The organism is Halomonas dongshanensis (assembly GCF_024790395.1).
GTDB lineage: Bacteria > Pseudomonadota > Gammaproteobacteria > Pseudomonadales > Halomonadaceae > Vreelandella > Vreelandella dongshanensis.
In genome coordinates this window covers 13226-28068 of record NZ_JAJISC010000007.1, presented here as the reverse complement: position 1 = coordinate 28068, position 14843 = coordinate 13226, and the positions used below count along the sequence as shown (strand labels likewise).

The 14843-nt window shown below is 58.1% G+C and carries 13 protein-coding genes; all 13 read right to left on the bottom strand.

Annotated elements, in window-relative coordinates; all coding sequences use genetic code 11:
- Positions 1-331: 331 nt before the first annotated feature.
- The 13 genes from lon to thrS all read right to left on the bottom strand — a co-directional run bounded on the left by lon (position 332) and on the right by thrS (position 14738).
- Positions 332-2746, bottom strand: a complete 2415-nt coding sequence (lon, locus tag LLY24_RS14550; protein WP_259037029.1) for an endopeptidase La — start codon at positions 2744-2746, stop codon at positions 332-334.
- 200 nt (positions 2747-2946) lie between these two features.
- Positions 2947-4230: an ATP-dependent Clp protease ATP-binding subunit ClpX gene (clpX, locus tag LLY24_RS14545; protein ID WP_259037028.1), complete on the bottom strand. Its 1284-nt coding sequence runs from the start codon at positions 4228-4230 to the stop codon at positions 2947-2949.
- A gap of 89 nt (positions 4231-4319) precedes the next feature.
- The gene (gene clpP, locus LLY24_RS14540; RefSeq protein ID WP_259037027.1) at positions 4320-4937 is read right to left on the bottom strand and encodes an ATP-dependent Clp endopeptidase proteolytic subunit ClpP; all 618 of its coding nucleotides are present in this window, start codon (positions 4935-4937) and stop codon (positions 4320-4322) included.
- Between the two features lie 79 nt (positions 4938-5016).
- Positions 5017-6360 carry a trigger factor gene (tig, locus tag LLY24_RS14535; RefSeq protein WP_259037026.1) on the bottom strand — a complete coding sequence of 448 codons (1344 nt, stop codon included), beginning with the start codon at positions 6358-6360 and terminating at the stop codon, positions 5017-5019.
- A 161-nt stretch (positions 6361-6521) separates the two neighbouring features.
- Positions 6522-6896 carry a hypothetical protein gene (locus LLY24_RS14530; RefSeq protein ID WP_259037025.1) on the bottom strand — a complete coding sequence of 125 codons (375 nt, stop codon included), beginning with the start codon at positions 6894-6896 and terminating at the stop codon, positions 6522-6524.
- A gap of 2 nt (positions 6897-6898) precedes the next feature.
- Entirely contained in the window at positions 6899-7354 is a 456-nt protein-coding gene (locus tag LLY24_RS14525) for a flavodoxin domain-containing protein (RefSeq protein ID WP_259037024.1), read from the bottom strand.
- A 232-nt stretch (positions 7355-7586) separates the two neighbouring features.
- Positions 7587-7901 (bottom strand): integration host factor subunit alpha, encoded by a 315-nt coding sequence (locus tag LLY24_RS14520; RefSeq protein WP_259037217.1) that lies wholly within the window; start codon positions 7899-7901, stop codon positions 7587-7589.
- Between the two features lie 52 nt (positions 7902-7953).
- Positions 7954-10332, bottom strand: coding sequence for a phenylalanine--tRNA ligase subunit beta (gene pheT / locus LLY24_RS14515; RefSeq protein WP_259037023.1), 2379 nt, complete (start codon positions 10330-10332; stop codon positions 7954-7956).
- A 26-nt stretch (positions 10333-10358) separates the two neighbouring features.
- On the bottom strand, positions 10359-11378 hold the full coding sequence (gene pheS / locus LLY24_RS14510) for a phenylalanine--tRNA ligase subunit alpha (protein ID WP_259037022.1): 1020 nt from the start codon (positions 11376-11378) through the stop codon (positions 10359-10361).
- 199 nt (positions 11379-11577) lie between these two features.
- A complete protein-coding gene (gene rplT / locus LLY24_RS14505; RefSeq protein WP_259037021.1) occupies positions 11578-11931 on the bottom strand; it encodes a 50S ribosomal protein L20 in 354 nt (117 codons plus the stop codon).
- Between the two features lie 54 nt (positions 11932-11985).
- Positions 11986-12180, bottom strand: coding sequence for a 50S ribosomal protein L35 (gene rpmI / locus LLY24_RS14500; RefSeq protein ID WP_016913943.1), 195 nt, complete (start codon positions 12178-12180; stop codon positions 11986-11988).
- 83 nt (positions 12181-12263) lie between these two features.
- Positions 12264-12755, bottom strand: coding sequence for a translation initiation factor IF-3 (infC, locus tag LLY24_RS14495; RefSeq protein ID WP_259037020.1), 492 nt, complete (start codon positions 12753-12755; stop codon positions 12264-12266).
- A 60-nt stretch (positions 12756-12815) separates the two neighbouring features.
- Positions 12816-14738, bottom strand: coding sequence for a threonine--tRNA ligase (thrS, locus tag LLY24_RS14490; protein WP_259037019.1), 1923 nt, complete (start codon positions 14736-14738; stop codon positions 12816-12818).
- Between the last annotated feature and the right edge of the window lie 105 nt (positions 14739-14843).

The window sequence follows — 14843 nt, the reverse complement described above, 5'->3', positions numbered from 1 at the left end:
AAAAAATGGCTCTGAACGGCGCGGTCACCGCAACGTAGGACGATCAAAGCATAGCTGCGTTTTATAGCAATGCGTCAAAACGCCTGTCAAGCAACCCCGCCGCGAAAGACCCGCCCCCAGAGGGCCGGGCAATACGCAAAGTAAGCTCGCCCAAAAGCGCCCTTACCTTTTACTCTCAACACCTACTGATAGCACGAACACCCGATACGTTTGTAGCCAATGCCCCTAGATGTTCGTTTTTCCGCACCACCCTCGCCTCGGCGAAGCTGATGCTATTACCTCTAGATCTACTAGATCTACTAGATCTACTAGATCTTCATACCTACTGGCTTCAGTGCGTGCTGGCACTCGAGGTCGTGGCATAGCCACTCGGTTCGGCCTCGCTCATCGCAGCACCCTCGGTGGGCACTGTAACCAGCGCTGCCTCAAGCACGTCATCAATCCAGCGTACCGGGCGAATATCGAGCGCTTCCTTTATGTTATCAGGTACTTCCTTCAGGTCGCGACGATTTTCCTCGGGAATCAAGACGATCTTTATACCACCGCGCCGGGCGGCCAGCAATTTCTCCTTCAGTCCGCCGATCGGCATGACTTCGCCACGCAGGTTGACCTCGCCAGTCATGGCGACATCGGCACGCACGGCGCGCTGAGTATAGGCCGAAACCATGGCGGTCACCATGGCGATACCCGCGCTGGGGCCGTCTTTGGGCGTGGCACCTTCGGGCACGTGGATGTGCAGATCCTCGCTCTCGAAGCGCGCTGCATCGATCCCCAGCGCCTTGGCGCGAAAACGCACCACGGTATGCGCTGCACTGACCGACTCTTTCATCACATCACCCAATGAGCCGGTCTTATTGATCCGCCCCTTACCGGGAGTGACGACCGACTCGATGCTCAAGAGCTCGCCACCGACCGAGGTCCAGGCAAGCCCCGTTACCCGGCCCACTTGATCCTCCTGCTCGGCTAAGCCGTAGCTATAGCGACGCACGCCGGCGTAGCGTTCGATATCGCCCGCGCCGAGTTCGAGCCCGGCAGCGGTTTCGTTCGCCTTCTGCTCCTGCTCGACGCGCTCGCGCAGCACCTTACGGCATACCTTGGCGATCTGACGCTCGAGCTCGCGCACCCCGGCTTCACGGGAGTAGTAACGAATCAGCTCCAGTAGCGCGTCGTCATCGAGGACGAGTTCCTCTGCCTTGAGGCCGTTGGCGTCGAGCTGCTTGGGTAACAGGTAGCGCTTGGCAATGGCGAGTTTTTCGTCTTCGGTATAACCGGGTAGGCGAATGATCTCCATACGGTCGCGCAGCGGACCAGGGATATTCATCGAGTTGGCGGTACAGATGAACAGCGTCTCCGAGAGATCGTAATCGAGCTCAAGGTAGTGATCGCTAAAGCTGTTGTTCTGCTCGGGATCGAGCACTTCGAGCAGCGCCGAGGCGGGATCACCGCGATGATCCATACCTAGCTTGTCGATCTCGTCGAGCAAGAACAGCGGGTTTTTCACTTCGGCCCGGCTCATACGCTGGATCAGCTTACCCGGGAGTGAGCCGATGTAGGTACGCCGGTGGCCACGAATCTCGGACTCGTCACGCACGCCACCAAGCGCCAAACGTACGTACTTACGATTGGTGGCCCGGGCTATGGACTGCCCCAGCGAGGTTTTACCCACGCCAGGCGGGCCGACCAGACAGAGCACGGGGCCCTTCATCTTCTTGACCCGCTTTTGTACCGCAAGGTACTCAAGAATGCGTGCCTTGACGTCTTCGAGACCGTAGTGATCCTCGTCGAGGATCTGCTGGGCGCGAATCAGGTCGTGCTTGACCCGCGTGCGTTTTTTCCACGGCACGGCGACGAGCCAGTCGAGGTAAGAGCGCACCACGGTGGCTTCGGCGGAGTTGGCGGCCATCATCTTGAGCTTGTTGAGCTCCTGCGTGGCTTTCTCGGCGGCCTCTTTGGGCATGCCGGACTCCTTGATCGCCCGCTCGTACTTCTCGACCTCGTTGGGTACGTTGTCGAGCTCGCCCATCTCTTTCTGGATGGCCTTCATCTGCTCGTTGAGATAATACTCGCGCTGGGTCTTTTCCATCTGCTCCTTGACCCGCGAGCGAATACGCTTCTCGACCTGAAGCAGATCGATTTCCGACTCGATCAGCGCCATCAGGTGCTCGATGCGATCGCGCACGCGATCCATCTCCAAAAGCTCCTGCTTATCACCGATCTTGAGCGACAGGTGCGCACAGATGGTATCCACCAAGCGGCTCGGGTCCTCGATACCCGAAAGCGAGTTGAGCACCTCATTGGGGACTTTCTTGGAGAGCTTGACGTACTGTTCGAACTGGTTGAGCAACACGCGTACCAGCGCTTCTTGCTCGCGCGCCGTCAGCGGCTGGCTATCGCGTGATATGACGTGCGCCTGGGTGTAACCACTTTCATGCTCGTCGATATCGACTACATCGGCACGAAACTCACCTTCGATGAGCACCTTGACGGTACCGTCGGGGAGCTTGAGCAGTTGCATGATCTCGGCGACGGTGCCCATGGCGTAGAGGTCGTCATTATTGGGCTCGTCTTGAGAAGCCTCGCGCTGGGCCACGAGCAGGACACGCTTGTCCGACTCCATTGCGGCTTCCAGCGCCTGAATGGATTTTTCACGCCCGACGAAGAGCGGAATGACCATCTGCGGATATACAACGACATCACGCAATGGCAACAGGGGGAGACACTGGGTCTTTTCAGCGTTCTGCTGCATCGCAGACGTTCCTCGACAAATCGAATGAGTACACTAAGGCTCGTGATCTCTGTGCTGCCACGGATAGCTGCATTTCCTGCTCTCTAGGCAGAACAGGAGAGAGCACGGGGCAGCGAAGCCTCAAGAACGAGGGGTCGCCTCGGCGACCCCTCTGGTTTGGCTTGAGCGGTGAGAGCTAGGCCGAGAAAGCCGGCACTGGGTCAACCATCGGTACCATCGACGCGGGCCTCTTCCGGCTGGCCGCTATAAATGAGCAGCGGCTCGCTATCTCCAGCAATGACCGAGGCTTCGATGACGACCTTGCTCACTCCTTCGAGGGAAGGGATCTCGTACATGGTTTCGAGCAGTACCGATTCGAGGATCGAACGCAGGCCGCGGGCCCCCGTCTTACGCTCCATCGCCTTGGCAGCCACGGCGCGCAGCGCCTCGTCACGAAACTCGAGCTCTACACCCTCCATCTCGAACAGCTTGGCGTACTGCTTGACCAGCGAGTTCTTGGGCTCGGTGAGAATTTGAACCAACGCATCCTCGGTGAGCTCGGTCAACGTGGCGATAACGGGAAGACGACCAACGAACTCGGGGATAAGGCCAAATTTGACCAGGTCTTCTGGTTCGACGTCGGCCAGTACCTGGCCCACACCCTTGGTGGTCTCTTTGCTTTTCACCGTGGCATTGAAGCCAATACCGCCCTTCTCGGCACGATCGCGGATGACGCGATCGAGTCCGGCGAAAGCGCCGCCAACGATGAACAGGATGTTGCCGGTATTGACCTGCACGAACTCCTGCTGCGGGTGCTTACGGCCCCCCTGAGGCGGCACCGATGCGGTAGTACCCTCAATCAGCTTGAGCAGTGCCTGCTGCACACCTTCACCCGAGACATCACGGGTAATCGAAGGGTTATCGGATTTACGCGAAATCTTGTCGATCTCATCGATGTAAACGATACCGCGCTCGGCCTTCTCGACGTCGTAATCGCACTTTTGCAGCAGCTTTTGAATGATGTTTTCGACATCTTCACCCACGTAACCGGCTTCGGTCAGCGTGGTAGCATCAGCGATGGTGAACGGCACGTTGAGCAGCCGCGCCATGGTTTCAGCCAGCAGCGTCTTACCGCTACCGGTAGGACCGATGAGCAAAATATTGGATTTGCCGAGCTCGACGTCACCATCGCGAACGTCGGATTTCAACCGCTTGTAGTGGTTGTAGACCGCCACCGAAAGAACCATCTTGGCGCGATCCTGCCCGATGACGTAGTCATCCAGCGTATGACGAATTTCACGAGGCGCAGGTAAACGCTCTTCACTGCTCTCGGCATCGGCTTCGAGAACTTCCTCGCGAATGATGTCATTGCATAGATCGACACACTCATCGCAGATATATACGGACGGGCCAGCAATCAGCTTACGTACTTCGTTCTGGTTCTTGCCACAAAACGAGCAGTAAAGCAGTTTGCCACCTTCGTCCTTGCCTTTGCCGTCGGCCATTCGCGTACCTCTGTCACTTCGGCGGCAACTGCCGCCGTTGAAAGCTCATTAATTTCAGCAAACCCCAATTAGCACAACGATCCAAACTATCAGGATGTGGGGCGCTTATCCAGCACATCGTCGACCAGCCCGTACTCCTTGGCCGCCTTCGCGCTCATGAAGTTATCCCGATCGGTATCCCGCGCGATGGTGTCGAAATCCTGTCCGGTATGGTGCGCCAGAATACGGTTCAGCTTCTCGCGAATACCAAGAATCTCACGAGTGTGAATCTCGATATCCGAGGCCTGCCCCTGATAGCCACCAAGTGGCTGGTGAATCATGACGCGCGAGTTGGGTAAGCAGTAGCGCTTGCCTGCCGCACCGGCGGTCAATAGGAAAGCACCCATGCTCGCAGCCTGACCAATACATACGGTCGACACGTCGGGCTTGATGAACTGCATGGTGTCGTAAATCGACATACCTGCCGTCACCGAGCCACCTGGCGAGTTGATGTACAGGTGAATGTCCTTGTCGGGGTTTTCCGACTCGAGAAAGAGCATCTGGGCAACGATCAGGTTGGCCATGTAATCTTCGACCTGGCCAACGAGGAAGATGACGCGCTCTTTCAAAAGACGCGAGTAGATGTCGTAGGCTCTTTCCCCTTTGGCGCTTTGCTCAACCACCATGGGTACTAAACCGCCGGCGTTTCGAATATCAAACTCACTCATTCGGGTGATTCCTTGCGTCCGTTAAGGGAAAGGCGCACCGACAAGGCGGGTGCGCCGCACAGCGAAAGTCGTTCAGGCGTTAGGCCTGCTCGCTCTCTTCTGCTTCCTCGCTCTCTTCCTGCTTCTGCGCCGCTGCCAGCACTTGCTGGTAGGACATCGTCACGTCGGACACGTTCGCCTGTTCGAGCAGCTTGTCGACGGCCTTCTCTTCGAGAACGGCGGACTTGACCTGGGTCTTCATCTGCTCGTTGCCCATGTAATAGTCGACCACCTGCTGAGGCTCTTGGTACTGCTCGGCGAGCTCCTCGACCTTGGCCTTGATCTCATCGTCAGTGGCTTCGAGGCCGTTGGACTTGATCACTTCGGCAAGCAGCAAGCCGACCTGAACGCGGCTTTTCGCCTGCTCGGCGAACAGCTCGTTAGGCAGTTGACTGACATCGAAGTCTTCACCCAGGCCAAACTGCTGCGCAGCCTGGCGTTTCATGCCGTCGGTTTCCTGCTGTACCAGAGAGGCAGGAACCGGAATCTCGTTGGCTTTCTTCAGCGCGTCGAGTACCTGCTGCTTGACGCGGTTATCGATGGCCTGCTCGGATTCACGCGTCATGTTCTTTTTGATCTCAGCGCGGAACTGGCTCTCATCGCCCCCTTCGACGCCAAAGCGCTGGATGAAGGCATCGTCGACGTCAGGAAGCTTTTTGGTGGCTACCTTGTGAACCTTGACCTTGAAGGTCGCTTCTTTGCCCGCCAGGTGTTCGGCCTGGTAATCATCCGGGAAAGTGACGTTGATGCTCTTCTCGTCACCGGCCTTGACGCCTTCCAGCTGCGCTTCGAAGCCTGGGATGAAGCTGTTGGAACCCAGCACCAGCGCGTGACCTTCGGCGCTACCACCTTCGAACGGCTCGTCGCCGAGGAAACCTTGGAAGTCCAGGGTGACCTGATCGCCATCTTTGGCAGCAGCGTCGGTCTCTTCCCAATCGGCGTTTTGCTTACGCAGGGTCTCGATCATCTCATCGATATCGGCATCGGTGATCTCGACGACCGGACGCTCTACGCTGGTGCCTTCAATCGAGGCCAGCTCGATTTCGGGATAGACTTCCATGGTGGCGACAAACTCGAGGTCTTTACCGCTCTCGTTGACGGTCGCGTCGATGTGAGGGAAGCCCGCCGGGTTCAGACCCTCGTCGGTGATGGCACGCACGTAGCGCTCGCGCATGACCTCACCCACCACTTCGTTACGCACGTCCTTGCCATAGCGCTGATGAACGACAGCCATCGGCACCCGGCCCTTACGAAAACCATTCAGGCGAATGTTCTTCGCAGTGTCTTTCAAGCGGGCGCTGACGGCCTCGTCGATTTCTGCAGCCGGCACTTGAATCGTGATGCGGCGTTCGATCTGGGAGGTCGTCTCGACGGAAACTTGCATGAATTGTCCTCTAGCGGCTGGGCGTTGGTTATTTAAGGGTAACCAAGTGGATAAATGTCAAATTTGGTTCAAGAGAGCAATTTTAAGAACCCTGACGCATGGTGGCAAGCGCCGTGCATGCTATGTGGGGCTGCTGAGGAAAATTACAACCCTTGATCGGCTCATACCGAGCGCTGCCCCCACCACAGGCCAAGCGCATGCAGGATCAACCCAAGCGTTGTCCCGTGCGAGGCCAGCATTTGCCAGCTTAGATACTCCCCCATGACGGCGTACCAAGCCGTCATCAGCGCGACGCCGATGATCAGCGCCAGCACCAGACGTTTCAATAGTCTTGGGAGCGCCGCCCGTGCAGCCTTGTCCAGCAACCGCAGTTGCACGAGCGCGACGACGGCCACGCAGGCAAGCGCCATCAGCATCAGGGTTTGGCGTGTCTCGAAGCCACCTGCGGCGTAGCGCGGAAGCGTCGCGAGCATCACCAAGCAAAGGCCAAGGGTAACGCTAAAACGCTCGGGAGAGGGTATGGGTGCAGCGGCCATGTTCAGACGCCGCTCAAGGCTTGGCGCTCGATCCAGGCCTCGACCCAAGGCAGCGCGGCGTCGTCGGCCATAAAGGTTTCCATGGCATCGATTTCCAGGCGCTCATCCAGGCGCGTGGCACCCAGGTCCTGTAGCAGCTCATCGAGTTTACGACCGGCGCCGCAAAAGGTGTCGCCATACGAGCTATCGCCCATGGCAATGAGCCCATAGCGCAGTTCGGTCAGCGCTGGACTTTGAGCGCTCAGCGCTCGAACAAAGGGCACCAGATTGCCGGGAAAGTCGCCGCTACCGGTGGTCGATACACAAAACAGCACGAGATCCGCTTGCAGATGGTCGACGCTGGGCTGTTCGATGATATCGACCTCATAACCGACGTTCTCAAAGAGTGGCTTGACTTGTTCGGCGACGTCCAGGGCGCCGCCATACATGGTACCTACGATGATGTTCAGCTTGGCCATACGCGTTAGATGCACTCGTGGAACGAGGTTGGCGACTCACGCCATACCTGATGAATTTTATCGGATATTACCACGCAACAAGGATGAGACGCATCCACGGCTGGTGCACTTGGCAAATACGCGCACCACTATGCCCTTGGCGCTAAAACTATGCGCTTGGCGTTAAAAAAGGAGCGCCGAAGCGCTCCTCTTTACTGCCTACCCCACCAGGTGATCGATGGCAGTCAAACGATCACGTATCGGCGTGATAGCTTTCGACCTGCTGCTTGAGCTTCTGCCCAGGCCGGAAGGTCACCACCCGGCGTGCCGAGATGGGGATCTCCTCGCCGGTCTTAGGATTACGCCCCGGCCGCTCACGCTTGTCACGCAGGTCGAAATTACCGAATCCGGAGAGTTTTACCTGCTCGTTCTCACGCAAGCAGGCACGAATCTCTTCGAAAAAGGCTTCGACCATCGCCTTGGCTTCCCGCTTCGAGAGGGAAAGCTCAGTGTGCAAATGCTCCGCCAGTTCCGCTTTGGTCAACGCACCCATAGGGCTTCTCCTTATTACCAACGCATTGCCAAGAACGTGATAAGCGCAGTGTTACGGCTCATGGGTTTCAGCCACGCAGCTCAGCCTTCAGTTCAACACGCACCTGTGTCACGATCGAATCGATCAACTGATTGATTTCTTCATCGTTTAGGGTGCGCGATGGATGCTGCCAGGTCAAGCCCAAGGCGATACTCTTGTGTCCTTCGGCAACGCCCTTTCCAGAGTAGACATCAAACAGCTTGAGATCCTTGAGATATTCCCCCGCCTGCGCCCTGACGCTATCGAAAAGCGCCTGAACCGGCGTTTCGGCGCCGATGATGAAGGCCAAGTCGCGGCGCACTTCGGGGTAGCGCGACAACGGCGTGAAGGCAGGAATACGCCCCTGACTCAGCGCATCCAGGCGCACTTCGAACAGTACAGCATCTTGCTTGAGCCCCAGCTTGGCGCGCACTTCAGGGTGCAGCGTACCCAGCCAACCGGCCTCTTCACCGCGATGCAGAATGCGCGCGCACTGCCCAGGGTGTAGCGCCGGATGGGTACCGGGTTCGAAGCGCCAGTCGTCGCTCTCCCCCAGCGCCAGCAGGCTTTCGATATCGCCTTTGACGTCGAAAAAGTCGACTGCGTCACTGCTGGCCGCCCAGCCTTCGAGATCACGCTTACCTGACGCCAAGCCGCCAAGCATGGGCACCTGGCTCAGAGCATCGAGCTCACCGTTGAAGATTAAGCCCGTCTCGAACAGACGAACGCGGCTCTGCTGACGATTGAGGTTATGCTCGAGCGCCCGCACCAGCCCCGGAAACAGGCTTGCCCGCATGACCGATAGATCCGCAGAGATGGGGTTGGCAAGCACCGGCGATACTGCTTCAGGCAGCATGACCGCTTGGAGCTCGGGGGCAACGAAACTGTAGGTCACTGCCTCTTGATAGCCGCGCGCTACCATTTGGCGGCGAAGACGCCCAAGATCGATACCCGCTTCGTCACCCGAGCGCAGCGCCAATCGCGCCGCCGGACGGCGTACGGGCAGATTGTTGTAGCCGTGGATACGCGCGACTTCTTCGATCAGATCCTCTTCGATGGCAATATCGAAGCGCCAGCTCGGCGCCTGCGCCTGCCAGCCAGCTGACGTACGCTCGACCTCAAGCCCCAGGCGCGCCAGCATATCGCTGACATCATCGGCTTCCAAACGCTTGGAGAGCGCGGCCTCTAGACGCGCCTCGCGCAGCGCAATCGAGCGCGCGGCCGGTAGGTGCTCGGCGCTCTCTGCGCTGACAATAGCCCCAGCTTTACCGCCACAGATATCGCAAAGCAGCTGCGTCGCGCGCTCGATGGCCAGAGGCGCAAGTTCGGGATCGACTCCACGCTCATAGCGGTGCGAGGCGTCGGTATGCAAGCCGTAGGCGCGGGCGCGCCCGGCAATCGCTAAGGTGTCGAAAAACGCCGACTCCAAGAAGACGTTTTGAGTCGAGGCACCCACCCCGGAGTGCTCGCCTCCCATGATGCCTGCCATGGCGAGCGGCCTCTTGGCATCGGCAATCACGAGTGTATCGTCGCGCAGAGTAACCTCCTGCCCGTCGAGCAGCACCAGCGACTCGTCTTGTTTGGCCATACGCACAACGACTTCATCGCTCAGATTGGCAAGATCGAAAGCGTGCAGCGGCTGCCCCTGCTCAAGCATCACGTAGTTGGTGATATCGACCACGGCATCGATGGAGCGCACGCCGCTACGACGCAGCCGCTCGACCATCCACAGCGGTGTTTCGACACTGACGTCGACACCTTCGATCACGCGCCCAAGATAGCGCGGGCATTGGGCACTTGCCTCGACGCGCACGGGGAACGTCATCTCGCTGGTAACCGGCGTCGGCGTAATCGTAGGGGATGTAACCGCCAAGCGGTTGAGCACGCCGACTTCGCGTGCGAGGCCGCGGACACTAAGGCAATCACCGCGGTTGGGCGTTAGGTCGACCTCGATGGTGCTGTCGTCGAGCTGCATGTAGGCGCGAAAATCATCGCCCACCGGCGCGCTTGCGGGCAGCACGAGAATACCCGGCGAGACCTCTTCGGCCAGCCCCAACTCCGATGCCGAACAGATCATGCCGAAGGATTCGACGCCGCGCAGCTTGGCTTTCTTGATCTTGAAATCACCCGGCAGTACCCCACCCACCTGGGCAAAAGGCACTTTCTGGCCCACATCGACGTTGGGCGCGCCACACACCACCTGCACGGGGGCGTCAGCGCCAACGGACACGGTGCACACGTTGAGCTTGTCGGCGTCGGGGTGACGCTCTTTGCTCAGCACTTCGGCCACGACCACGCCGCTGAAGGCCTGCGCTACCGGCTCGACGGCATCGACCTCGAGCCCTGCCATGGTGATTTGGTCGGCAATGCCTTGAGCGTCGAGAGCGGGCGATACCCATTCACGCAGCCACTGTTCTGAAAATTTCATGTTCTTTCCTGTGCGTTATCGGGGTATCAGGCGAATTGGCGCAAGAAGCGCAGGTCGTTCTCGAAGAACAGCCGCAGGTCGTTGACCCCGTAGCGCAGCATCGCCAAGCGCTCAGCGCCCATTCCGAAGGCAAAGCCCGTAAAGCGCTCGGTATCGATACCCGAATGGCGAAACACCGCTGGGTGCACCATGCCGCAGCCCATCACCTCGAGCCAGCCGCTATGCGAGCAAACACGACAGCCATCGCCGCCACACATGACGCATTGAATGTCGACCTCGGCCGAGGGCTCGGTGAAGGGGAAGTAAGAGGGGCGAAAACGCACCGACAGATCGTCACGCTCGAAAAACGCCTGCAGGAAATCCTCGATGGTGCCCTTGAGGTCGGCGAAGCTCACGCCCTCATCGACTAAAAGACCTTCGACCTGATGGAACATCGGCGTATGGGTCAGATCCGAGTCGCTGCGATAGACGCGACCTGGGCAGACGATACGAATCGGCGGTTCGGTGCTTTTCATCGTGCGCACCTGCACCGGCGAGGTATGGGTACGCAGCAGTCGCGTGGCATCGAAGTAGAAGGTATCGGCCATGCCGCGCGCCGGGTGGTGTGCTGGAATGTTGAGCGCTTCGAAGTTGTGATAGTCGTCTTCGATCTCGGGGCCGACCGCCACATCGTAGCCGATCCGAGTAAACAGCGCTTCGATACGCTCGAGGGTACGCGTAACCGGATGCAGACCGCCGTTGCGCTGCCCTCTTCCCGGCAGCGTAACATCGATCTTTTCAGCGGCCAGGCGCGCATCGAGCGCGGCGCTTTCAAGCGCTTGGCGTTTGGCATCGATCTCGTCGGCCAGCGTCTGCTTGGCCTGGTTGATCCGCTCACCGGCGGCAGGACGCTCTTCGGGAGGCAGCTTACCAAGCCCCTTGAGCAGCGCCGTGACGTCGCCTTTTTTGCCCAGATAGCGAACGCGCAGCTCGTCCAGGGCCGCGACGCTTTCTGCGGCCTGAATCGCACCTTGCGCCTGTGTGACCAACGCTGGAAGATGATCCATCCGTCTTTACTCCGAATTAAGCGATTGTACCCATCGAGACTGTGCCCCTAGCAACCATGCTCTAGAGACCGTGCTTCTCAAAAGGGGTGGCATTTTACCATGACAAAAAACAGGGGAAGAGCGGCTGCTCTTCCCCTGGATGGGTCACACTGAAATGACCTGAGACACCATTGCCGACCCAAAGGTCGGCAGCGGCGTCTTACTGGGCAGCCTTGGCCTTCTCCACGATGGCAGCAAATGCTGCCTTCTCGTGAACGGCCAGATCCGCCAGTACTTTACGGTCGATTTCGATGCCAGCCTTTTTCAGACCACCGACGAAACGGCTGTAAGACAGGCCGTTCAGACGTGCACCGGCGTTGATACGCTGGATCCACAGGGCACGGAACTGACGCTTACGGTTACGGCGGTCACGGTAGGCGTACTGGCCGGCCTTGATGACGGCCTGCTTGGCTACGCGGAATACACGTGAACGGGCGCCATAGTAACCTTTGGCCTGCTTCATTACTTTCTTATGGCGACGACGGGCAACTACGCCACGCTTAACACGAGTCATAACTCACTCCTGACATTGATGCTGGGATGCACCCAGAAAAAGGAAAACCCGACCTTAGAGGTTCGGCAGCATGCGCTGGATCAAGGCTTTGTCGGCTGCATGAACTTGCTTCATGCCACGCAGCTGACGCTTACGCTTGGTCGATTTCTTGGTCAGGATGTGGCTACGGAATGACTGCTTGTGCTTGAAACCGTTGGCCGTCTTCTTGAAGCGCTTGGCAGCGCCGCTGTTGCTCTTGATTTTCGGCATGAGGATAACTCCGCTCGATATTTTTTAGAAAACCCAGGGCCAGCCAGCGCCATTGGCGCTGGCTCGTTTAAAGTGCCGTTGGATCACTTCTTCTTGGGGGCAAGAATCATGATCATCTGGCGGCCTTCCATCTTAGGGAAGGACTCGACCGCTCCGATCTCTTCCAGGTCCGCAGCGATCCGTTCCATCAGCTTGCGGCCGATGTCCTGGTGCGCCATTTCACGTCCACGGAAGCGCAATGTGACCTTACCCTTGTCACCACCCTCGAGAAAGCGCATCAGGTTTTTCAGCTTCACCTGATAGTCACCCTCGTCGGTGCCAGGACGGAATTTGACTTCCTTGACCTGGATTTGCTTCTGCTTCTTCTTCTGAGCAGCTTTCTGCTTCTTCTGCTCGAAGACGAATTTGCCATAATCCATGATCTTACACACGATCGGATCGGCATTTGAGATTTGTACGAGATCCAGACCAGCGCTCTCGGCGCGCTCTAGCGCCTCGGTGGTCGGGACGACACCTAGCTGCTCGCCTTCGCTATCGATGAGGCGTACTTCAGTTTCGGTGATTCTCTCGTTCATTGGTGGGCGCTTGTCTGCTGGGCGCCCGCGCTGATTGCTTCGCTTGATTGCTCCGTCTCCTTAGGCAATTGACGATGTCGCCAGGGCTGCTCGCTCTGCATCAACACGTTCGATGAACTGGTCGACCGTCATTGTGCCGAGGTTTTCGCCGCTGCGTGTACGCACGGCCACTGAGTCAGCTTCGACTTCCTTATCTCCTACCACCAGGAGATAGGGAACTTTCTGCAACGTATGCTCGCGGATTTTAAAGCCGATCTTCTCGTTCCTCAAGTCCGCCTTGACGCGCAGGCCATTTTTTTGCAGGCGACGCTCCAATTCCAGGGCATACTCCTTCTGCGCATCGGTGATCGTCATCACTACGGCTTGCTGTGGTGCAAGCCAAAGCGGCATAGCGCCTGCGTAGTGTTCGATCAAGATACCCAGGAAGCGTTCGAACGAACCGAGAATGGCCCGGTGCAGCATGACCGGCGTCTTGCGCGCTCCATCTTCATCGACATATTGAGCGCCCAAACGGCCTGGCAGGTTGAAATCTAGCTGAAGCGTACCACATTGCCAAACCCGATTGAGACAATCGCGCAGGGCAAATTCGATCTTGGGTCCGTAGAACGCACCCTCACCGGGCTGAAGCTCCCAGTTAAGACCCGTGGCATTGAGCGCAGCTTCGAGCCCCTGCTCCGCACGATCCCACATTTCGGCTTCGCCAAGAAAATCTTCTGGGCGAGTCGAGAGCTTGAGCTCGACGTCGTCGAAACCCAGCGTCTTATACACTTCAAGGGTCAACCGAATGAAGGCTTCGGCCTCCTCCTGGATCTGTCCTTCGGTACAGAAGATGTGAGCATCGTCCTGGGTAAAGCCACGAACGCGCATCAGACCGTGAAGGGATCCAGAAGGTTCATTACGGTGACAGCTGCCAAACTCAGCCAGACGCAGCGGCAAGTCACGGTAGCTCTTCAACCCTTGATTGAACACCTGAACGTGACAGGGGCAATTCATCGGTTTGACGGCGTACTCGCGCTTTTCCGACTCGGTGGTGAACATAAGCTCGCTATAGTGCCCCCAGTGCCCCGAACGCTTCCATAGCGATAGATCGACCACCTGTGGGGTCTTGATCTCCTGATAGCCGTGCTCGCGCTGCACCTGGCGCATATAGCTTTCCAGCGCCTGATACATGGTCCAACCATTGGGGTGCCAGAAGACCATGCCCGGCGCTTCTTCCTGCAGATGGAACAGGTCCATCTTGCGCGCGAGCTTACGGTGGTCGCGCTTTTCCGCCTCTTCGAGGCGCTGCAGGTAGGCCTTGAGCTGCTTCTTGTCGCCCCAGGCGGTGCCGTAGATACGCGTCAACATAGTGTTGGCAGCGTCGCCACGCCAGTAAGCCCCCGCCAGCTTGGTCAGCTTGAAGGCTTTCAAATGGCGTGTATTGGGCACGTGCGGCCCACGACACATGTCGGTGTACTCTTCATGGTGGTACAGCCGAATAGTGGCGTCCTGCGGAATACCTTCGACGATCTCTTGCTTGTAAGGCTCATTGCGCTCGACGAAGGTCTGCATGGCGCGATCGCGGTCGACGTATTCGCGTACGACGTCGTACTCCTTGTCGATCAGCACCTGCATCTGTTTTTCGATCGCACTCAGATCGTCGGGCGTGATGGAGTCGCCAAATTCGATATCGTAGTAAAAACCATCTTCGATGACCGGACCGATGGCCATCTTGGCTTCGGGATAGAGCTGCTTGACCGCATGGCCGATCAAGTGAGCGCAGGAGTGGCGAATGATCTCTAGGCCCTCCGGGTCGCGAGCCGTAATGATCGCCACGTCGGCATCGTGGTCGATCACATCTGCTGCATCCACGAGCGTACCATCGATTTTTCCAGCTACGCACGCCTTGGCTAAACCAGGGCCAATGGATGCGGCGAGCTGCATAACGGAAAGCGGCGCATCGAAGGTGCGCTGACTGCCATCGGGCAGTGTAACTATGGGCATGTCTATATTTCCTTGAGCGCAGTGGTGAGCCATACCAAGGATCACATATCGCTATCTGGGTCTTGAGGAGGCTGATACCAATCGAGAGGTGTGCAAGATACGCCC